Origin of the sequence: Stenotrophomonas aracearum (assembly GCF_031834615.1) — a bacterium.
Taxonomy (GTDB): domain Bacteria; phylum Pseudomonadota; class Gammaproteobacteria; order Xanthomonadales; family Xanthomonadaceae; genus Stenotrophomonas; species Stenotrophomonas aracearum.
The window spans coordinates 2571080-2590735 of the sequence record NZ_CP115543.1; the positions used below are offsets into that span (position 1 = coordinate 2571080).

General features: G+C 68.2%; 18 protein-coding genes. 9 read left to right on the top strand and 9 right to left on the bottom strand.

Annotated elements, in window-relative coordinates; genetic code table 11:
* The first annotated feature begins 23 nt into the window (after positions 1 to 23).
* Positions 24 to 440: an EF-hand domain-containing protein gene (locus PDM28_RS11730; RefSeq protein ID WP_311182156.1), complete on the top strand. Its 417-nt coding sequence runs from the start codon at positions 24 to 26 to the stop codon at positions 438 to 440.
* Between the two features lie 98 nt (positions 441 to 538).
* Complete coding sequence (locus PDM28_RS11735) at positions 539 to 1075, top strand: hypothetical protein (protein ID WP_311182157.1); 537 nt, start codon at positions 539 to 541, stop codon at positions 1073 to 1075.
* Here PDM28_RS11735 and PDM28_RS11740 read toward each other — a convergent pair.
* Positions 1051 to 1800 (bottom strand): cyclic nucleotide-binding domain-containing protein, encoded by a 750-nt coding sequence (locus PDM28_RS11740; RefSeq protein ID WP_102944753.1) that lies wholly within the window; start codon positions 1798 to 1800, stop codon positions 1051 to 1053. The two genes, PDM28_RS11735 and PDM28_RS11740, sit on opposite strands and share 25 nt — an antisense overlap.
* Before the next feature lie 409 nt (positions 1801 to 2209).
* Between PDM28_RS11740 and PDM28_RS11745 the strand changes: the two genes are divergently transcribed.
* Entirely contained in the window at positions 2210 to 2491 is a 282-nt protein-coding gene (locus PDM28_RS11745) for a hypothetical protein (RefSeq protein ID WP_070206370.1), read from the top strand.
* A 118-nt stretch (positions 2492 to 2609) separates the two neighbouring features.
* Here the strand turns inward: PDM28_RS11745 and PDM28_RS11750 are convergent, their stop codons facing one another.
* The 6 genes from PDM28_RS11750 to PDM28_RS11775 form a co-directional block, all read right to left on the bottom strand.
* On the bottom strand, positions 2610 to 3227 hold the full coding sequence (locus tag PDM28_RS11750; RefSeq protein ID WP_311182158.1) for an SCO family protein: 618 nt from the start codon (positions 3225 to 3227) through the stop codon (positions 2610 to 2612).
* Between the two features lies 1 nt (position 3228).
* Positions 3229 to 4368: a hypothetical protein gene (locus tag PDM28_RS11755; RefSeq protein WP_311182159.1), complete on the bottom strand. Its 1140-nt coding sequence runs from the start codon at positions 4366 to 4368 to the stop codon at positions 3229 to 3231.
* Positions 4368 to 5957: a multicopper oxidase family protein gene (locus tag PDM28_RS11760; protein ID WP_311182160.1), complete on the bottom strand. Its 1590-nt coding sequence runs from the start codon at positions 5955 to 5957 to the stop codon at positions 4368 to 4370. Before PDM28_RS11760 ends, PDM28_RS11755 begins: the two co-directional genes overlap by 1 nt.
* A gap of 41 nt (positions 5958 to 5998) precedes the next feature.
* Entirely contained in the window at positions 5999 to 6322 is a 324-nt protein-coding gene (locus tag PDM28_RS11765; RefSeq protein ID WP_172448070.1) for a hypothetical protein, read from the bottom strand.
* Positions 6323 to 6472: 150 nt separating this feature from the next.
* Complete coding sequence (locus tag PDM28_RS11770) at positions 6473 to 7231, bottom strand: SDR family NAD(P)-dependent oxidoreductase (protein WP_311182161.1); 759 nt, start codon at positions 7229 to 7231, stop codon at positions 6473 to 6475.
* Position 7232: 1 nt separating this feature from the next.
* Complete coding sequence (locus tag PDM28_RS11775) at positions 7233 to 8972, bottom strand: SMP-30/gluconolactonase/LRE family protein (RefSeq protein ID WP_311182162.1); 1740 nt, start codon at positions 8970 to 8972, stop codon at positions 7233 to 7235.
* A gap of 212 nt (positions 8973 to 9184) precedes the next feature.
* Here PDM28_RS11775 and PDM28_RS11780 point away from each other — a divergent pair, with 212 nt between their 5' ends.
* The 6 genes from PDM28_RS11780 (at position 9185) to PDM28_RS11805 (ending at position 16866) form a co-directional block, all read left to right on the top strand.
* Positions 9185 to 11503: a TonB-dependent receptor gene (locus PDM28_RS11780; protein ID WP_311182163.1), complete on the top strand. Its 2319-nt coding sequence runs from the start codon at positions 9185 to 9187 to the stop codon at positions 11501 to 11503.
* A gap of 2 nt (positions 11504 to 11505) precedes the next feature.
* Positions 11506 to 13224, top strand: coding sequence for a sodium:solute symporter family transporter (locus PDM28_RS11785; protein WP_311182164.1), 1719 nt, complete (start codon positions 11506 to 11508; stop codon positions 13222 to 13224).
* Positions 13225 to 13374: 150 nt separating this feature from the next.
* Positions 13375 to 13977, top strand: coding sequence for a hypothetical protein (locus PDM28_RS11790; protein ID WP_146033404.1), 603 nt, complete (start codon positions 13375 to 13377; stop codon positions 13975 to 13977).
* A gap of 99 nt (positions 13978 to 14076) precedes the next feature.
* Positions 14077 to 14760 (top strand): MarC family protein, encoded by a 684-nt coding sequence (locus tag PDM28_RS11795; RefSeq protein ID WP_311182166.1) that lies wholly within the window; start codon positions 14077 to 14079, stop codon positions 14758 to 14760.
* An 80-nt stretch (positions 14761 to 14840) separates the two neighbouring features.
* On the top strand, positions 14841 to 15971 hold the full coding sequence (locus PDM28_RS11800) for an FAD-dependent monooxygenase (RefSeq protein ID WP_311182168.1): 1131 nt from the start codon (positions 14841 to 14843) through the stop codon (positions 15969 to 15971).
* A gap of 58 nt (positions 15972 to 16029) precedes the next feature.
* Positions 16030 to 16866 (top strand): alpha/beta fold hydrolase, encoded by an 837-nt coding sequence (locus tag PDM28_RS11805; protein ID WP_311182169.1) that lies wholly within the window; start codon positions 16030 to 16032, stop codon positions 16864 to 16866.
* Here the strand turns inward: PDM28_RS11805 and PDM28_RS11810 are convergent.
* Positions 16844 to 17206 carry a hypothetical protein gene (locus tag PDM28_RS11810; RefSeq protein ID WP_311182170.1) on the bottom strand — a complete coding sequence of 121 codons (363 nt, stop codon included), beginning with the start codon at positions 17204 to 17206 and terminating at the stop codon, positions 16844 to 16846. The genes PDM28_RS11805 and PDM28_RS11810 overlap by 23 nt on opposite strands.
* Positions 17203 to 19575: a GH92 family glycosyl hydrolase gene (locus PDM28_RS11815; RefSeq protein WP_311182171.1), complete on the bottom strand. Its 2373-nt coding sequence runs from the start codon at positions 19573 to 19575 to the stop codon at positions 17203 to 17205. The genes PDM28_RS11810 and PDM28_RS11815 overlap by 4 nt, the downstream gene beginning before the upstream one ends.
* Positions 19576 to 19656: the final 81 nt, after the last annotated feature.

Below are 19656 nucleotides of genomic sequence, written 5' to 3' on the forward strand. Positions count from 1 at the left end.
CTGGCCGCCTTGCGGAGCTTCCCGTGAACCAGCTCGTTTCTACCCTCGCCTGCTCTCTTGTGCTCTGCCTGGGCGTTGCTGCCAGCGCCCAGGCGCAGAAGGTCGGCGATACCGCCGCGCAGCGTTTTGCCGCCCTCGACAAGAACGGCGATGGACGGGTCAGCGATGACGAGTACGACGGGGCGGCGCTGTTCCGGCTGCTGGATGGCGACCGCAACTACAAGGTCACCGTCGAGGATATCCAGGAGGTGGTGGGCCCGGACCGCGATGGCCAGCTCACTGCGGCCGACCGGATCCGGGTGGCCGATCTGAACGGCGATGGCGAGCTCACCGAAGAGGAGGTGTCGCGCGTTGCCGACATGCGCTTCCAGTCGCTGGATGTGGACCACGACAACAACCTGACCTTCGCTGAATTCCAGTCCGGGTTCTGGCGGCCCTGAGCCGCTGTCCCGGCCGCAAGGTGGAGTGGGCTTGACCTGGATCAACCCCGACGCCAGCGTACTGTCTAGGCTGGAATTCCCCTCCCTGGAATTCCTCCATGAACATCCTGCTGGGCCTGCTGCCCTTCCTGGTTTTTGCCATTGCCGCGCGCCTGTTCGGCACCTCGGGCGCGCTGTGCGCGGCCGCCCTGACCGCGCTGATCCTGTGTGCGCGCGACTGGACCGGCCCACGGCGCCATTGCGGACTGCTTGAGCTGGTGTCACTGATCGTGTTCGGTGGGCTGGCGGTGTATGCCGGCCTGACCCGACCGGCGTGGCCGGTGATGGGCGTGCGCCTGGCGGTAGACGCGGTGCTGTTGCTGGTGATGCTGGCATCGCTGCTGATCGGGCGCCCCTTTACGCTGGGCTATGCCCGGCCGGAAGGCGATCCGGCCGCGTGGCTGACACCGCGCTTCATCCGCGGGCACTACGTGGTATCCGGTGTGTGGACCGCAGCGGTGGCGGCGATCGTGGCGGCCGACGCGCTGGTGCTGGTATGGCCCAACGCACTGATGGTCGGCGTGGCGGTGATCGTCACCGCCCTGCTCGCCGCCAGCCGTTTCACCCGCCGTTACGCGGCTTCCCTGCGGACCTGATCCAGGTCCGCCTCGGCGGCTGCCATCGCCTGCAGGCGCTCGCGGCCGCGCACTTCCACTTCACGCCCGTCCAGCGCCACCAGGCCCTCGGCCTGGAAGCGGCGCAACAGCCGGCTGAGCGTTTCCGGTGCCAGCCGCAGGTAACTGGCGATATCCATCCGCGACATGGTCAGCTGCCAACGGCTGGCCGAATAGCCGCGCGCGGCCATGCGGTCGGCCATGCCGATCAGGAACGCCGCCAGGCGCTCGTCGGCGCTGTTGTTGCACGACAGCTGCGTGGCGCGGGCGATGTCGCGGCTGAGCAGCCGGAACAGCTTGGCCTGCAGTTGCGGCATGCGTGCCGACAGGGAGGCCGCCACGCGGAACGGCAGGCGGCAGGTGGTCACCGTGTCCAGCGCGATGGCATTGCAGGGATGGCGCTCTTCATCGATCGCGCTGAGCCCGAGGATGTCGCCCGGCATGTGGAAGCCCAGGGTCTGCTCGCGGCCTTCGCGGTCGATTGAATAGGTCTTCACCGTACCCAGGCGGATCACCGAAATGTACTGGAACGGGTCGCCCTGGCGGAACAGGAAACTGCCGGTGTGGACCGGGGCGGTGTGCTCGATGAGGCCGTCGAGCTCGTGCAGGTTGCCTGCCTCCAGGGAACCGGGAAAACAGTCCGATACCAACGGGCAGGACTGACATTCGCGGCAGCGCGCCGACGGCGCACCAAAGCTAGTACCCATGACTTGTAACTCCAGCACTACAGCGTCGCCCGGTAACCGGGCACTGGCAGGACTGGATATGCCTGCCGCCTTCCCCCTGTCTGATGCGCAGAACAAAAAGCGATAAGGCGGGCCGTTCGTAAAGGCATGGTGCCGGTCGGCCGGACCGGCAGCGGGTGCCGGTGGGTGCGGCACCGAAGGGGACGGTGGCGCGCGTGATCCAATATGTGGACCACGGTTCCATGATATTTATTGGAACAGCGTTCCGCAATATGAGAACCCTCAGTATTTCTACTGGTTGTTCGTATTCAGGAGGCGATTTCGTTCCGCTTGACCCAAGTCAAGAAGCGGCGTCTGGCAGTCCCTAATGTGTGCTCACCGGCCGCACTGACGCGGATCACGGACCCCCAAAACCTTTCGGAGTAATCGCATGAACCGCATGACCCGCCTCGCCCCGTTCGCCCTGTTCGGCGCCCTTGTACTGGCCGGTGCTGCCCAGGCTGAGCCGGTGGTCAACATCGGCGAACGCCACGGCGACCTGCGCACCGCGCAGGAACACATCGTGCAGGCCTACCAGCTGGTCGGTGCCGCCCAGCAGAACAACGTGGAAGGCCTCGGCGGCCATGCTGAGCGCGCGCGCCAGCTGCTGATCCAGGCCGACGCGGAGCTGCGCCAGGCGGCAACGTCGGCCAACAACAACGGCCGCCCCTGATCGGCGACCGGTGCGAAGCGCCAAAACAACAACGCGGCCCCAGGGCCGCGTTTTTTATTGGATGCCGCGTAGTGACACGCCACGCGTGTCAAAGCCATGCCAGCAAACCCTGCGCCCCTCAGCGACGCGGCACCGCCGCCACCCGCGCACGCGGCGACGTACGCGCCAGCTCGCCCACAATCTGCGTAGCCACCTGCGCTTCATCCGCCGTGCGCCCAAAGTGATCCACATAACGACCGTTGCGATCAAGCAGGAACACGAACGTGGAGTGATCCATCATGTACTGGCCCGGCTTCCCGTACGGCACCTTCTTGTAATACACGTGGTAGCGATCGGTGATCGCGGTGATCTGCGCCGGCGTGCCGGTCAGCCCCACCATGTCGGGCCCGAACAGCGACACGTAATTCTTCATCTTCGCCGGCGTATCGCGTTCCGGATCGATGCTGACGAACACCGGCGTCAACGACGGCCCGCCCGCCTTCTGCACGCGCCGTGCAATGCGCTGCACGCGGGCCAGGTCGGTCGGGCATACGTCCGGGCAGCTGGTGAAACCGAAATACAGCAGCACCGGTTTGCCGTGGAAGCTGCGGTCGGTCACCGCCTGGCCGTTCTGGTCGGTGAGCTTGAACGGCCCGCCGATCAGGGTCTGGTTCTGCGCCGCCAGCGGCTGCATCGACAGCAGCAGCAACGACAACGACACCGCCGGTACGAACGCCGGCCACAGGCTCCGCAGCATGTCAGTGCGCTCCTTCATAGGTCAGCGCGAAACCGAGCAGGTTGGAATCCTGCCCTGCCTGCGCCTGGCTGCCCACCGAGAACGCCATGGTCAGCTGCCCGGTGACCCGGTAGCCCATGCTCAACTCGTTGAGGTAATCGTGCCGCCCTGCCCCGGGCGCCCACGGACGCCGTTTGTCGGTGCGGGTGGCGCCGAACACCCAGCGCCCGTAGTCCACCGTCACTGAGGTGGTGAGGTAGCGGGTATCGTTGCCGGCCACTGCATCTTCATTCTGCACGTCGGCGTATTCCACCAGCGGCACCACGTCGAAGTAGCGGCCGCGCAGGGTGCTGTCCAGGTCCGCGCTCGATGCCGGCGCCCAGATGTAGCGCGCCGAGACCACGCGGATGATCTCGTCATCGGCCGGGCCGGTATCAGGCTGGGCCACGCCGGCGCGGTTGCGCATGTAGCCCGCTTCCAGTTCCAGGAACGGCAGTGCCGGAATCGAATTCCAGTTCACGGTGAGCGCATACGAGTCCAGCTTGCCGGTGTTGGCCGGCCCGCCATCCGAGCGTTGCGCGCGCCCGCCACTGCGCAGGAACGGCCGGCTCAGTTCGGTGGTGTCGGCGGTATAGAGGTTCACGCCGCCCTGCACCATGCCGGCCTTCTGCCCGAACCAACGGTACGCATAGGTAGCGCCGAGCATGCCGCCGAGGTCGTAGGTCGATACGAAATCGTTGGTGTACAACCCCGGTGCGGCGTCCATGGCGCGCCCGAACGGCACCTGCAGCTTGCCCACCTGCAGCTGCGTGTGCTGGGTGAGCTTGTAGTAGTTCAGTTCGTTGATCACCAGCCCGACGTCGCCGAAGGTCCGCTTCTCGCCGGTGGCCGGCGGGTTGATCGGATTGAGTTCGGTCGACAGCCGGACCTGGTCGTTCGGACTGAAGCGTACGTAGAAGCTGCTCTGGATGTCCGGGTAGAAGTCGGTGGTGTTGCGCGGCGCGGGCGTGGCTTCAGCGTGGCTGTAGTCGTACTGCAGCACCGCACTGTAGTCCATGCCGACGTTCGGGTAGTAGCCCTTGTCGGCACGCGCTTCCGTGGAGGCCAGGCCCAGCCCGGCGGTCACGCCCAGCACCAGGGCGGTTCGACGCACGGTGTTCATCAGCGCACCTCCGCGGGCAGCTGCACATTGGTGGGCAGCACGAACTCACGGCCGGTGTTCTGCAGGTAGCTGCAGGTCTGGTTGTCGCCATAGATGCCGCCGAGCGGCGCCAGCTTCACCGCCTGCTCGTAGTCTTCCGGCCGGACCACCTGCACCACCTGCATCATGCCGCCGTCCTCGTGTTCGAGGATGTGGCAGTGGTAGACGAACTTGCCCAGCATCACCGGGTCCTTGAAGGGAATGCGCAGGGTGATCGAGCCGCGCGTGGGAATGAACACGGTGTCGCGGTAGCCGCTGAACGGCACCGGCTTGTCGTTGATCGCCACCACCTGGAAGTCGGTCTGGTGGATATGGAACTGGTGCAGCTCCTGCGACGGGTTGTACAGGCGCCACTCTTCGACGTCGCCGAGCTTGACCGTGGTGTTGACCCGGCGCGGGTCGAAGCGCTCGCCGTTGATCATGAAGGCGTCGCCGTCGGTGGGCGAATCCTGGAAGGCGAACTGGCGGACGTTGGCGACCGCGACGTTGCGCAGGTCCTGCGCCGCCGGGTACGCGCTGGTGATCGAGCGGGTCGGCACCGGGGCGCCGGCCGAACGCAGCGTGGCGATGCGCGCACCCTTGTACTGGTCGCCGGCGGCGCCGGTGTTGCCGGCCGCCAGCTCGACCGGGTGGTCACCGGCGGGCGGACCCACCACCAGCACGCTGAAGCGCGCCGACGGCCCGATCAGCAGTTCGTCGGTCATCACCTTCCTGGTCACGGTGTTGCCGTCGCGCGAGAGGATCTGCACGTCCTGGCCGTTGATGCGCACGCGGAAGTACTGGTTGGCGGAAATGTTGAGCAGGTGCCAGAGCTGGGTTTCGTCGGGCTGGATGTCGATCACCGGGTCAGCCTGGCCGTTCACGGTGCGGATCGACGGTGCGCTGGTCACGATCGCGCTGGCCAACTTGCCGGTGCTGGTCTTCTGGAAATTGCGCAGGACCAGCACGCGTTCCTTGATGCCCTTCAGTTCGGGGAACGGGTCGAGGATGCCATCGACGAGGATCGGTCCTGCAATGCCGGATTCCACCTGGCGCTGGGCGCCGCCATGGAAGTGGCTGTGGTACCAGTACGCGCCCGGGCTGTGGTCCGGCGGCAGCTTGAACCGGTACAGGCCCTGCTGGTGCGGGCCGACTTCGCGGAAGATGCTGTCGCCCGAATCCAGCGGCGTCACCGTCATGCCGTGGAAATGCAGGTTGGTCTTTTCGTCCATCTGGTTGTCCAGGGTCACCGCGATGGTGCCGCCCGGCTTCGTCCGGATCAGCGGCGAATCGTAGTTGCCGTTGAACACCAGCGCGCGGTACGGCTCGCCGCCCACCGACACCTGCGACATCGCCGCGCGCAGCGTGCCCTGGCTGACCCCGTCGGCGCCGTAGCGGATCTCGACCGGCGACTGCAGCGATGCCCCCGGGCTGCTGCGCTCGGCCGGCGCCTGCGCAACGGTGGCGCCGGTGAACAGCAGCGCGCCCACCAGGGCCACGGCGTAAAGGTCATGCAGGCGTCGCAGGCGGCGCGCGCGTAAGGGGGTGGGTTCAGTGGCTGGGGCGTCCATGGCGATACCTGTAGAAGAAACGGAGAGGAGTGGCTGCGGCGTCAGGTGCCGGCAACCGCCCAGGTGATGAAGGCGGTGGCGATGGTGCTCACCACCAGCCCGAGCAGGAACAGCCAGTCGGCGGCCCATTCAAGGGTGCGGTTGCGCTTGCGGCGGCGGGTGCGCAGCGCCCAGTAGGCGCTCAGGCACGAGGCCAGGTAGATCAGGGAATTGATGCACAGCAGGTCGTCGCCGAAGGTGTCGACCTTGCGCAGCACGATGATCACGTGCAGCACGCCGACCACGGTCATGCACACCCCGATCATCGCGGCCGAGGTGGTGAAGATGTGCACGCACATGTCCTCGTCGAGGCTGGGTGTGTGCATCGGGGGCGCAGGTTTGCGTGGGACGGGAGGCATGCCGTTCTCGCTGACGGGACGGGGGGCATGCGCACGGTAGCGGCGGCCGGATGCCGCCCACATGACCCAGATCAAGTCAACGCAACTTTGGCCGCTCAGCGGCCGGTCAACGGCCGGTCAGGCCACGCCACCGTCCACGGTGAAAGTCTGCCCGGTGCACATCGCGCTTTCGTCGGCGCACAGCCACAGCGCCATCTCGGCGATGTCGGCCGGCCCCAGGTGGGTCTTCAGGCACTGCCGCTCGAGGTAGCGCGCGGACTTGCCCGGGTCGGCGGCGGCCTTGGCCAGCTGCCGCTCGGTCAGCACCCAGCCGGGCGCGATCGCATTCACGCGGATGCCGTCGCTTCCCAGTTCACGGGCAAGGCTCCGGGTCAGCCCTTCCACGGCCGACTTCAGCGTGCAGTACACCGGCACGCCGGGCACGCCGATGCGCCATGCCACCGAGCCGAGATTGACGATGGCGCCCTGCCCGGCCGCGCGCATGGGCACGGACAGCGCCTGGGCCAGGAAGAACTGGTGGCGCAGGTTGACCGCGACGCGGTCGTCCCAGTCGGCCGGGCTGACCTCGCCCAGCGGTTGGGCCTGGTCGTTGCCGGCGTTGTTGATCAGCGCATGCGGGGTGCGGCCGGCCAGCAGGCCCTGCACCGCCGACAGCGAGGCCTCGATGTCACGCAGGTCGCAGACCGCATGCGCGGGTGGCGGCACGCCACGTGCGACCACCTCCGCCACCGTGCGCTGCGCCGCGTCGGCGTCGATGTCGACGAAGCACACCTGGCTGCCCTGCAGCGCGAACGCTTCCACGATGGCGGCGCCGATGCCCGACGCGCCCCCGCTGACCACCACCACCTTGCCCGCCAGCGAGGGGTACCGGGCCATGTCAGCCGCCGTAACCGCGCACCGGCGCGCCGGCGACATCCACGTCCAGCGCCAGCAGGCTGCCCGACAATGGCGCGGCGGCCAGCTGGGTGGCCGACAGGCGGATCCGCGCGGTGGTGATGTACAGCGTCTTCAGCTGCGGCCCGCCGAACGCCAGGTTGGTGGGGCGTGGTACCGGCAGGTCGATGCTGCGCACGACGGTGCCGTCCGGCGCCAGCCGCTTGATCGCCCAGCCATCCCACATCGCGCACCACACATGGCCCTGCGCGTCGACCGCCAGGCCGTCGGGCATGCCCTCGGAGTCGGTGAAGGTGGCGAACACGCGCTTGTTCGACACCCGGCCGGTGTCCAGCGCGTAGTCGTACACGTACACGGTGCGGCGACCGGAGTCGGCCAGGTAGAAGCGGGTGTTGTCCGGGCTCCAGCCGAGCCCGTTGCAGATGTGGAAGCCGCCTTCGATTTCGTCGAGCACGCCGTCGGTATCGAGCCGGTACAGCGCGCCGCGTTCGGGCGTGGCATCGATGGCCAGGGTACCGGCCCACAGGCGGCCCAACGCATCGCATTTGCCGTCGTTGAAACGCCGCCCGCTCATGTGCAGCGGCGCGGCGATGGGATGCATGTCGCCGCCGGGCAGGTCGAGCACGCGGAATCCGCTCTGGGTGGCGGCGATGAAACCGCCCGAGGTGCGCGGCACCACCACGCCGACCAGTTCGCCTAGCGGCGTGGTCCGGGTATCGCCGGTGACCAGGTTGGAGATGTTGACCGACGGCGCCAGGATGTCTACCCACAGCAGCGAGCGTCCGTCGCCCAGCCAGTGCGGGCTTTCGGCCAGGAACGCGCTGTGCGGGATCACGCAGCGCACGTCGTGGTCCACGGCATGGCTCGGCGTGACCGAGGTGCTGATCGACATGAAGGTTTCCCCCACGTTGCCGGCAATGCGTCGCGCCGCTTCGATCACGTCGCGGCCCAATGCATGCAGGCGTTCGAGCGGCAGCCGGAACGACGGGCCGCTGATGCTGACCGCGCCGATGGCTTCGCCGCGGTGGTCCAGGATCGGCGCCGCCACGCCGCTGACACCGAGTGCGGATTCCTCGACCGACACGGCGTAACCGCGGGCCTTGATCAGGTCCATCTCACGCTGCAGCTCGGCAAGGTCGAGGATCGAATGCGGGGTGAGCGCGGTCAGCGGCCCACTGCTGAGGTACCGCTGCAGTTCTTCGGGCGGACGATGCGACATCATCGCCTTGCCGATGGAGGTAACCACCGCCGGCATGCGGCTGCCCACGCCATTGGCCAGGCGCATCGCCTGCACGTGGTCGCGCTGGTCGATGATCAGGATGTCACGGCCTTCGAGGATGCCCAGCCGGGTCGTTTCCTGCGCAAGTTCGCGCAACCGCAGCAGCTCGGGCTCGGCCGCGCTGCGGAGGTCGAAATCGCTCCACACCTGGTGTGCCATTTCGAACAGGCGCGTGCCCAGGCGGTAGGTCTGGCTGGCCTCGTCCACGCGCACGAGGCGGTATTCGATCAGGGTCTGCAGGATTCGGTGCAGCGTGCTCTTGGGTAGCCCGGAGTACCGGCCCAATTCGCTGAAGGGCAGCGGGTGCGGGGCGTCGGCGATCAGGGTGAGCAGGCTCAGGCCCTTGGACAGCGCCTGCGCACCGGGGATGGCAAAACGCGGGTCGCCATCGTCCACGACCTCGGCGAGGTCGTCGCGGGATGCGGAGTGCCTGGTTCGCGCCATGATCGCTGTCCGGGGCTGGGGCCGACGCTGTCGATCCTAAATTTTAGAACGGCGTTCCGCAAGTTGGCGCGCACCGCCGCAAACCGTTGCCGCACCGTGGACGATGCTGAACAGGCAGTAGTTTTACTGGTCGCTTTCCGGCTGAACAGGCCTGTGCAGCGACGCAGGTCACGTTACAGAATGAATCCGAACCATCGTTCATGGAGTGGCGCATGCCATGGCGGTCGCTGGAGATGGCCCTGTTCACGGTGCTGGCGCAACCGGCAGCGGCGGTATTCGCGCGGGAAGACCCCACCGCCCGCGCCACGCCCTCGGTAACGGCCCTGGACCGGATCACGGTGACCGCCCAGCACCGCGAAGAGAACGTGCAGCGCATCGCGCTGGCGGTGTCGGTGGTGGACGGGCAGGCCCTGCAGCGTCGCCAGGCGATCGATATCAGCCGGCTGCAGGCGCTGGTGCCCAGCGTTACCTTCTCGGCGGGCAATGAGCTGCGCAACAACGCTATCCGCATCCGCGGCGTGGGCACCGACGTGTTTTCCACCGGGGTGGAGCCCAGCATCGCCACCGTGGTGGACGGGGTGGTGCTGCAGCGCCCCGGCGCGGCCTTCAGCGACCTGCTGGATGTCGAACGCGTTGAGGTGCTGCGCGGTCCGCAGGGCACCTTGTTCGGCAAGAACGCGTCGGCCGGGGTGATCCAGGTGATCACCCGCGCGCCGGATTTCGAACGCCGCAGCGGCGCCCTGTCTGCCCTGTTCGCACAGGACAACGAGCAACGCCTGGAGGCGGCCGTGTCCGGACCGCTCGGCGACCAGCTGGCGTACCGGCTGGCGGCGTTCGAACGCAGCCGCGATGGCGATGTCGAGAACCTGCGCGATGGGCGCACGTTCAACGACCAGCGCGCGTATGGCGTGCGTGGCAAGCTGCAGTGGCGGTCGGCCGACCGGCGCTCGGACGTGACCCTCAGCGCGGATGTGAGCCGGCTGGACACTGATTGCTGCGCACTGCCGTTGACCCAGGCGACGACCGATCCGCGCGCCCTGTCGACCGATACCGACGTCGACCGCGACAACGACCAGGTCAACAATGACGTGGTGCCGTTCGTGCGCCAGAAGAATGCCGGCGCGGCACTGACCGCGCGGATCGCGCTGGGCCGGTACACCTTGACCAGCATCACCGGCTGGCGCCGCTTCGACAACGACAGCGACGTGGACCTGGACGACACCCCGGCGCAGCTGGTCACGCGCAACTTCAACATCGAATCCAGCCGCACCTTCACCCAGGAACTGCGGCTGACCTCGCCCACCGACACCGCGTTCGACTATCTGCTGGGCGCGTACTACTTCGACGGTGCGGTCCACAATTCGCTGGACCGGCGCGGGCTCAACATCGGCGCGACCACCGACATCGCGGCCGATGGCCGCGTGGTGCCGCGCGTGCCCGGCGACCAGGCAGTGCTGGCCGGGCATTCGGACGTGGACAGCCGCAATGCCGCGCTGTTCGGCCAGGCCAACTGGCGACCGCGCGAACGCCTGACCCTGACCGCCGGCCTGCGCCTGCTCACCGAGCGACAGCAGCTGCGCTTCGTGCGGCCGCAGGACGCGCGCTTCAACGGTGCCGACCAGCCCGCCACGCTGCCGGCGTTCGGGCCGGTCAGCGGCCGCTACCGCGACAGCGCCAGCATCGGCCGGCTCAGCGCCAGCTATGCGTTCACCCCGGTCTTCACCGGGTACCTGGGCTGGGGCACCGGCTACAAGGGCGAAGGCCTGGCCGCCACGCTCGGGCTGACTGCGGCACAGTTCGCGCAGCTGCCCGCGCCTGCCGAGACCTCCGAACTGTTCGAGGCCGGACTGAAAAGCACCTTGTTCGACAACGCACTGATGCTGAACCTCACCGGCTTTCGCACCCGCATCGACGACTACCAGGCGCAGACCTACAGCGCCGCGCAGGGACTGTTCCTGCTGACCAGCGCCGGCGGCGTGGCCATCGACGGGGTGGAACTGGAATTCATCGCGCGCCCGCATGCGTACTTCAGCCTCAGTGGCGGGGTGACCTGGCTGGATGCGCGCTTCGACGGCGTGCCGAACGGCCCCTGCTACACCGGCCAGACGGCGGCGCAGGGCTGCCTGCCCGTCGGCAACGGCGGTGCGTTCGTGCAGAACCTGGACGGCAAGCCATTCATGAACGCGCCGCGCTGGCGCAGTGTGCTGGGCGCGCGCTACGACGCGCCGCTGACCGCGACGATGGATGTGTATGTCCAGGCCGACTACCGCTGGCAGGACGCGGTGGTGTTCGACATCAGCCAGAACCCACGGATGACCCAGCGCGCGTACGGCATCGCCGACCTGTCGGCGGGCCTGATCTTTGCTGATGGCAAGGTCGAACTGGGTGTGTACGTGCACAACCTGGCCGACACCCGCTATGCCGCCAACATCATGCCGGTGAGCACCGCCGGTGGCGCCAACGCGTATGCGCAGCAACTGCCGGGAGATTTCCGCCGGCGTGCCGGCCTCAGCCTGCGCATGAACTTCTGACGATGGCACCGATCGATTTCGTGGTGCTGGCTGCCTACCTGATCGGCACGCTGCTGATCGGCCTGCGCTACGCCGGACGCAACCGGCGCTCGCGCGACATGTTCGCCGCCGGCGGGCGGTCGCCGTGGTGGGTGTCCGGGTTGAGCGGGTTCATGACCCTCAAGTCGGCCGGCACCTTCGTGGTCTGGGGCGGGCTGGCCTACCGCGAAGGCGTGGTCGCCATTGCGATCAACACCTGCATCGGCATTGCCGGCCTGCTGGTTGGCAGCCTCGTCGCCGGACGCTGGCGACGTACGGGCGTAACCACGCCGGCCGAGTTCGTGCAGCTTCGCTTCGGGCCGCAGGCGGTGCAGCTGTACACCTGGGCGATGATGGGCATGCGCATCGTATCCACCGGGGTGGCGCTCTACGCGTTGTCGGTGATGCTGGTGGCGCTGGTGCCGCTGGAACCGGGCCACCTGCTGCGCGACGACGCCACCGGGCATCTTTCACTGGCGATGGCGATCGGCGTGTTCGGCGCGGTGGTGGTGGCCTACACGGTCACCGGCGGGCTGTGGGCGGTGCTGATGACCGACGTGCTGCAGTTCATCGTGCTGCAACTGGCGGTGCTGTTCGTGATTCCGCTGCTGTGGTGGCAGCTGCACAGCGGCGCGCCGCTGGCACCGGTACCGGAGACCTTCTTCCAGCCGTTCTCCAGCCAGTACACGCTGTGGTTCATGGCCGGCTGGGTGGCGGTGCATTTCTTCCTGGTCGGCGCGGAGTGGGCGTTCGCACAGCGCTACATCTGCGTGCCGACCGAGCGCGACGCGCGCTGGAGCGCGTGGTTGTTCGGCGCGCTGTACCTGATCAGCCCCACCCTGTGGCTGACTCCGCCGCTGCTGTACCGCATGCTGCAACCAGACGCGGACCCGGAACAGGCGTACATCCTGGCCAGCCAGCTGGTGCTGCCAGCCGGCATGCTGGGCCTGATGATGGCGGCGATGTTCTCGGCCACGGCGAGTGCGATCAGCGGGCAGATCAACGTGTTCGCCGGCGTGCTCACCGAACAGTTCTACCGGCGCTTGCGCCCGGATGCGAGCGAGCGCCGCCTGGTGGCTGCCGGGCGCCTGTTCGCCCTGCTGGTCGGCACGGCGTTGATCGCGGTGGCCTGGTGCGTGCCGCGCATGGGCGGTGCGGAGACGATCGTACTGACCCTGACCGGCATGCTGCTCGGGCCGTTGATGGCGCCGACGATCTGGGGCCTGCTCAGTGGCCGGATCGGAACGCGCACGGTGTTTGCTACCGCCGGGATCAGCTTCAGCATCGGCGCGCTGGTGCGGCTGGGCATGGACCTGGGCTGGTTCGCCGACAGCGCGCCCGCGCGATGGATACAGGCCAATCCTCGACTCACCGACGTGCTGGTTGGCGCGGTGTTGCCGGTGTTGATCCTCTCGATATCGCACGTCATCGCGAAAGGTCCCGCACCGCAATGGCAGCGCGTGCGCGCGCGCATCGACGCCTACGCGCCGACGCCGATGACGACCGTCGACGCGAACGATCACGCACCGGCGCGCACCGTTGCGATCTCCCTCACCGTGACAGGCGTGCTGACACTGGCACTGATCGCGTTCAACGACACCGGGCGCACCGCGCTGCTGGTGTTCGGGGCGATCCTGCTCCTGATCGCCGCCGTCGCCTGGCGGCGGGTGGTGCGCCAGCTGCGTGCGCAGCACCCGGGCTGAGCCTTGCTGCCATGTTCGCCGCGCTTGACCTGGGTCAAGTGGCGGCCCCGCGTGGGCTCGTAATGTCCTCCCCCAGCGATGGCAGCGGCGGACGCACCCTCTCCCCCGTCCCTGCTGCCCTCGCCCCCAACCCCTTTTTCGGAGACAGCAATGAAGCGTTTTTCCCTCGGAGTGGCGATGCTGCTCCTTCTGCCCTGGTGCGCACTGAGCGCCCAGGCCGCCCCCGCAAGCGCGAAGGCGGCAGCGCCTGCCGGCAACGTCGAGCCGATGCCGGCCGCCAACTGGCTGTTCGTGCAGACCGGCAATGGTTTCCAGTCCGACGGCAAGACCCTGACCCTGAAGGGCGTGGGCGAGCAGACCCTGATGTTCACCGACCGCCCCGAGCGCATGACCGGTGACGTGTCCACCGCCAAGTTCGTCAGTTACTGGGGCAGCGGCAAGGACGATTTCCAGAAGGACCCGCCCAACGCCACGGTCTCCACCGTGGTCAACGGCAAGACCGACCTGGCCGTGGTCGAGCTGACCAACCCGCGCCTGAGCGGCAACAACCTGACCTATGACATCCGCGTGCTGGGCGGCACCCTGCCCGACGCCGGCCAGCATGCCAGTGTGTTCATCGACTGGTGGTACGGCCCGGCGATGTATGGCCCGCGCCCGTGGGGCTGGGGCGGCGGTCCGCATCCGTATCCGGGTGGTCGTTGCTGGCGCGGCCCGTATGGCCACCTGCACTGCCAGCCCTGGTGGGGCTACTGAAAACCGGTTCGCGTCTTGAATCCAGAGCCGCACGCTTCGCGTGCGGCTTTTTTCTGGCAAGGTGGGCGGGCGAGCCCAGCCTTCCCTATGGAAAGCATCATGTGGAATGAATTCAGCCATGCGTTCCTGGTGATCTTCACCAGCCTGCTGCCGGTGATCAACCCACCCGGCGCGGCGCTGATGGTGCTGGGCCTGCTGCCCGATGCCACGCAGAAGCAACGTGCCCAGGTGGCGCGCGCGGTCGCGTTCAACAGCCTGGTGATGTTGGCGGTGTCGATCAGCATCGGGGCCTGGGTGCTGTCCTTCTTCGGGATCTCGATCCCGGTGCTGCGCCTGGCCGGCGGCCTGGTGATTGCAGCCACGGGATGGCGGCTGCTCAATGCGCCCGCGCAACCGGAGCGGGTCTCGCTGACCGGTGCAGCCCAGGCCGAGGCACGCCAGGACCTGGATCTGGACGCCACGGTCGAATCGCAGACCTTCTATCCGTTCACCCTGCCGCTCACGGTAGGTCCCGGCGCGATTGCGGTGGCAACCGCCGTGGGCACCACCTCGCCCGAACAGGGCCCGGAAGTGGTGCATGTGGTGGCGGCCGCCAGCGCGCTGGTGGCGCTGTGCGCGCTTATCTACCTGTGCATGCGCTACGCCGGCCGGCTGCAGGCCCTGCTCGGCCGCACCGGCATGCAGGTGATGCTGCGCCTGCTGGCCTTCGTGATCCTATGCATCGGCGTGCAGATCGGCTGGCTCGGCGTTTCTGAACTGCTCGGGCTGCCGGCGCCGCACTGATCGCCCCGGCTTGACCCAGGTCAAGGAGCAGCGCGCGCATCGCCCCAGGATAGGCGCACTCCCTTCCTGGATCGTCTGCCATGCCCCCGCTTCCTACCGTTCTCGTTTCCGGCGCCGGTGTCGCCGGCCTTGCCACCGCCTGGTGGCTGCGCCACTACGGCTTCCCTGTCACCGTGGTGGAAAAGGCACCACTGCTCCGCGATGGCGGACACGCGGTGGATATCCGCGGCGTGGCGCTGGAGGTGGTCAAGGCCATGGGCCTGCACGACACGTTGCAGGCGCAGCGTACCCGCCTGCGCGGCCTGAGCATGCTGGACCGCCAGGGCGAACCGGTCAGCGTGGATGACAGCCGCACCTTCAGCGGTGGCAAGCTCGACAGCGCCGATATCGAACTCTTCCGCGACATCCTGTGCCGGGTGCTGGCCGACGCCGTCGGTGCCAGCGCAGATATCTGCTTCGACGAGCACATCACCGCGCTGACGCCCGGCGCGAATGGCGTGACCGTGAGTTTCGCGCGCCAGCTCTCGCGCACCTACGACGTGGTGATCGGCGCGGACGGCGTTTACTCGCCGGTGCGCCGTCATGCCGTGCAGCCGGGCGACGACTGCCTGCGGCCACTCGGCGGCGCGCTGGCGTTCTACAGCGCGCCCAACCTGCTGGCGCTGGACGGCCGCGAAGGCATGTACCGCGACGCCGAACTGGGCGTGGTGGTCTACCCCGATGCCAGTGGCCGCGAGCTGCGGGTGGGCGCCGGGTTCGGTGCCGAGGTGGACAGCGCGCTGCGCCACGACGTGGCCGCCCAGAAGGCGCTCACCCGCGCCCAACTGCGCGGGCTGGGTGGGCACTGGCAACCGCTGGTGGACGCGGTGGACAGCACCGACGCCTTCTACTTCGGCGAACTGGTGCAGGTGAAACTGCCGCGCTGGTCGAACGGGCGGGTCGCGCTGGTCGGTGACGCGGCGCATTGCGCCTCGCCGTTCTCCGGCCAGGGCACCAGCCTGGCGCTGGTCGGCGCGTTCGTGCTGGCCCGCGAACTGGCCAACACACCGGCCACGCCGGAAGCCGCGTTCGCCCGGTACGAAGCGCGCATGCGCGGTTTCGTCGACCTCAACCAGGCGTTGGTGGACATGACCCGCCAGGGCCCGGTGCCGGACGCGCAGATGGCGGCCGCCGCCAACGGCATCGACCTGCCCGACCTGCGCGCCGCATGAGCATCCGCTCGAGCCAACCGCTATCCTCCCGCCCCTGCCTGCCCTGCTGGTGTTTCCCATGCCCCTGATGACGACGTCACGCGGTTCTGCCCATTGGACCGAAACCGCTTCCCCCGCCGATGCACCGCCGGTGGTGCTGATCCATGGACTGGGCGGCGACGCCACGTTCTGGGTGGCCGAACAACACGCGCTCGCCGACCGCTTCCGGGTGCTCGCGGTGGACCTGCGCGGCTCCGGAAAAACGCCCGGTGGCAACCTGCCCTTCTCGATTGAAGACCTCGCACAGGATGTCCTGGCGATCATGGACGCCGCCGGCATCGATGCCGCCCACGTGGTGGGCTTCTCGATGGGCGGAACGGTGGCGCAGGCGCTGGCACTGGCCGCGCCGCAGCGGGTGCGCAGCCTGGTGCTGGCCGCTACCTTCGCGCACACCGGCACCCAGGCCGAGCTGTTCCTGAAGGCGATCGGCGCGGTCTACGCCAGTGGCGCCACGCCGAAGCAGATCTTCGAGCTGGTGCTGCCGTGGTTGTTCTCGGACCGCTTCCTGTCCAGCCCGGCGGCCGCCCCGTACCTGGATTACCCGGAGAACGCCGACGACGAACAGGACCGCGACGACTGGCTGCGCCTGCTGCAGGCGATGCTGGCCTTCGACGGTCGCCCTGCCCTGTCGCGGCTGCGCATGCCGACCCTGGTGATCGGCGGCGATGAAGACCGGCTGGCCCCGCTGGAAGGCGTGCATGCACTGGTCGCGGGCCTGCCGCAGGCCACGCTGTGCATGCTGCCCGGTGGGCACCTGATGAACGTGGAGTCACCGCAGCGGTTCGTGGACGCGCTGGCCACGCACTTCGTGGCCCACGCCTCCACGGCGGAGTTCAGACCAGCGATGCCAGCTTGAAGTAAGGCAGGTACATCGCAAACAGCGCGCTGACCGCACCGAGCACGGCCGCGCCGAGGCCGAACACGCCGGCGGCGATGCGCACATACGGCGTGGTGCGCAGGAACAGCGCGGCGCCGACCAGCAGCGGTGCCAGCCAGGCCGTTCCCCAGGCCTGGCTGAAAACACGGGTGATCCACGGCAACGGCTGCCCGGCAGCGCCGAACAGCTCGGTGTAGTACGGCATCGCCAGCAGGCCGAACGCGGTCACGATCACGGCCATGGCCGCGCTCGCGAACAGGCCAAGCCACGGGAGCACGGCGGCACTACGCAGCAGCAGTGGATGTACGGCGTTGATCATTCCGGTCCGTAAGAAGGCGGCAGCGTGGCCGTGCCCCACTGCGTGTTGCGCGTGGTGCCCAGCTTGAAGTCCAGCGTACCGCCTTTCTGCACGAAGCTGGCCGGCAGCCAGCTGGCGTCGCTCGACTTTCCGTTTACGCGCAGGCCCTGCACGTACGGCGCATCCATCGCCGCGCCGCTGGCGGTCACGGTCAAGGTGGCGCCCGGACGCTGGATGACCGCCTTGCGGAACAGCGGGCTGCCGATCACCAGGTCGGCGCGACCCGGATACAGCGGGTACAGGCCGAGCGCGGACCACACGTACCACGACGACATCTGGCCGAGGTCGTCATTGCCCGGCATGCCTTCCGGTGCGTTGGTCCAGATCTGGCGCATCGCCTGGCGCACGGTCTCCTGGGTCTTCCACGGCTGCCCGACGAAGTTGTACAGCCACGGCGCGGCAACCGACGGTTCGTTGTCCAGCTCGGCATGCAACGGGCCGGACTTGGTCACCGCCCAATCGCCATTATCCTTGCGGAAGAACGCATCCAGGCGCTGGATCGCCGCTTCACGACCACCCAACGTGGCGATCAGCCCGGCCGGGTCGAACGGCACCATCCACAGGTACTGCGCGCCGCTGCCTTCCACGAACTCCTCGTCCGAGGCGGGATCGAATGCCGGCCAGCTGCCGTCGGCGTTGCGCGGCTGGATGTATCCGGCCTGCGCGGTCGCCTTCGGGTTGTAGAGGTTGCGCCACCAGCCGGAGCGTTCGCGGAACAGCGCAGCGCCCTGCTTGTCGCCGGCGGCGCTGGCCAGCTCGGCCAGGCCGAAATCGGCAGCGGCCATTTCAAGCGTGTCCGACGCGGTGCCCCAGCCCGGCGCACCCACTGGCATGTACTTCAGCGCCATCCACTGGTCCAGGCCCGGGCGCTGGCCCACGCACAGCACCGGGCAGCCGCGGCGACTGAGGTCGCGTTCGGTCGGCACGGTGGCCGCCTGCTTCAGCGAAGCGTAGGCGCGCTTCAGGTCGAAGCTGCGTCCACCAAAGGCATGGATCGCGGCCACCGATGGCGGCGAGGGATCGCCGTTCATGACGCCAGTAGCGCCGGTCAGGTGGGTCCAGCGGTCCCACACGCCGCCGTTCTGGTCGGCCTGGTTGAGCAGCGACTGCGCGATGTCCGAACCCACCTGCGGTTGCAGCAGGGTCACCAGCTGCAGCTGCGAGCGGTACACGTCCCAGCCGGAATAATTGGCGTACTGCGCGCGCTGGCCCTTGGACAACGCATGGACCTTGCCGTCCATGCCGCGGTAACGGCCGTCGCCGTCACTGAACAGGTTCGGCGCGAGCAGCGCGTGGTACAGCGCGGTGTAGAACACGGTGCGCTCGTCGGGCGTGCCGCCTTCCACGCGGACCTGCCCCAGCGTCTTGTTCCATTCGGCACGGGTGGCGGCCTGGGTCGCGGCCACGGTGGTGCCGGCCGGGCTTTCGCGGCGCAGGTTGGCGCGCGCGCCGGCTTCGTCGACATACGAGATGCCGATGCGTGCGGTCACGGTCGGACTGCGCTTGGGGTCGAACTGGATCCAGCCGCCGGCGCCCTTGCCGACCGGCGGATGGCCCTGTGTGCCGTAGGTGGTGCCACCGCCGCCTTCGCGCGCGCCGGGCTGCACGGTGTCGTCGCGCCAGGTGCCACCCACTTCGAACGGCTGATCGAATTCGGCGACGAAATGCAGGGTGTAATAGCTCTCGCGACGGTCTTCGGCGAGGTAACCGCAGAAGTTGCCCGCGGTCACCGAGCCGCGCACGGTGCGCGTGGCCGGGTCGATCACGATGCTGGAATCGGTGCTGCCCACTTCGCTGTCGGAGGTGCGGAACAGCAGGTTTGCCGGCTTGTCGGCGGGGAACTGGAACTGCCCCACGGCGGTGCGCGCGGTGGCGCCCAGGTTCACCACCACGCCGTTGTCGAGGGTGAGCGTATAGGCGCCGGGGCTGGCGCTTTCGCGCTTGTGGTCGAGCACGCTGGCATAGCGCAGGGCGGCGTCGGCCGAGGACGGCGACAGCTCCACCTTGCTGGTGACCGGCATGATCGGGATGTCGCCACTGGCGCCGGTGCAGCCGGTGCCGGACACATGGGTCAGGCTGAAGCCGCGCACGCCATTGCCGCGCCACTCGTAGCCGCCGGGCGCCGCGAACGCGAAGCGCTTGCCGGGCAGCGGGGTCATTTCAGGGCTGAAGGCGACCATGCCGAACGGGACCGACGGACCCGGATACACGTTGCCGGCGTTGGTGGTGCCGATGAAGGGATTGACCTCGGCGGCGAGGTCGGCGGCCTGCAGGGCGCAGGGCGCGGCGGTCAGGACAAGCGAAGCAGCAGCCAGCATCGTACGGTGCACTACGGACTCCCAGGTTGCGCCACGGCCTGCGTGGCTGCTTCGATTGTATCGATCCAAATTCGACCCGGAATAGGACAAAAG

Excerpts from the sequence above, each read along its gene's own strand:
- PDM28_RS11790 (WP_146033404.1), top strand. The coding sequence starts at position 13,375 with ATGAAGCGTTTTTCCCTCGGAGTGGCGATGCTGCTCCTTCTGCCCTGG.
- PDM28_RS11795 (WP_311182166.1), top strand. The coding sequence starts at position 14,077 with ATGTGGAATGAATTCAGCCATGCGTTCCTGGTGATCTTCACCAGCCTG.
- PDM28_RS11740 (WP_102944753.1), bottom strand. The coding sequence starts at position 1,800 with ATGGGTACTAGCTTTGGTGCGCCGTCGGCGCGCTGCCGCGAATGTCAG.
- PDM28_RS11775 (WP_311182162.1), bottom strand. The coding sequence starts at position 8,972 with ATGGCGCGAACCAGGCACTCCGCATCCCGCGACGACCTCGCCGAGGTC.
- PDM28_RS11755 (WP_311182159.1), bottom strand. The coding sequence starts at position 4,368 with ATGAACACCGTGCGTCGAACCGCCCTGGTGCTGGGCGTGACCGCCGGG.
- PDM28_RS11810 (WP_311182170.1), bottom strand. The coding sequence starts at position 17,206 with ATGATCAACGCCGTACATCCACTGCTGCTGCGTAGTGCCGCCGTGCTC.
- PDM28_RS11785 (WP_311182164.1), top strand. The coding sequence starts at position 11,506 with ATGGCACCGATCGATTTCGTGGTGCTGGCTGCCTACCTGATCGGCACG.
- PDM28_RS11805 (WP_311182169.1), top strand. The coding sequence starts at position 16,030 with ATGCCCCTGATGACGACGTCACGCGGTTCTGCCCATTGGACCGAAACC.
- PDM28_RS11800 (WP_311182168.1), top strand. The coding sequence starts at position 14,841 with ATGCCCCCGCTTCCTACCGTTCTCGTTTCCGGCGCCGGTGTCGCCGGC.
- PDM28_RS11780 (WP_311182163.1), top strand. The coding sequence starts at position 9,185 with ATGCCATGGCGGTCGCTGGAGATGGCCCTGTTCACGGTGCTGGCGCAA.
- PDM28_RS11735 (WP_311182157.1), top strand. The coding sequence starts at position 539 with ATGAACATCCTGCTGGGCCTGCTGCCCTTCCTGGTTTTTGCCATTGCC.
- PDM28_RS11750 (WP_311182158.1), bottom strand. The coding sequence starts at position 3,227 with ATGCTGCGGAGCCTGTGGCCGGCGTTCGTACCGGCGGTGTCGTTGTCG.
- PDM28_RS11745 (WP_070206370.1), top strand. The coding sequence starts at position 2,210 with ATGAACCGCATGACCCGCCTCGCCCCGTTCGCCCTGTTCGGCGCCCTT.
- PDM28_RS11770 (WP_311182161.1), bottom strand. The coding sequence starts at position 7,231 with ATGGCCCGGTACCCCTCGCTGGCGGGCAAGGTGGTGGTGGTCAGCGGG.
- PDM28_RS11760 (WP_311182160.1), bottom strand. The coding sequence starts at position 5,957 with ATGGACGCCCCAGCCACTGAACCCACCCCCTTACGCGCGCGCCGCCTG.
- PDM28_RS11765 (WP_172448070.1), bottom strand. The coding sequence starts at position 6,322 with ATGCACACACCCAGCCTCGACGAGGACATGTGCGTGCACATCTTCACC.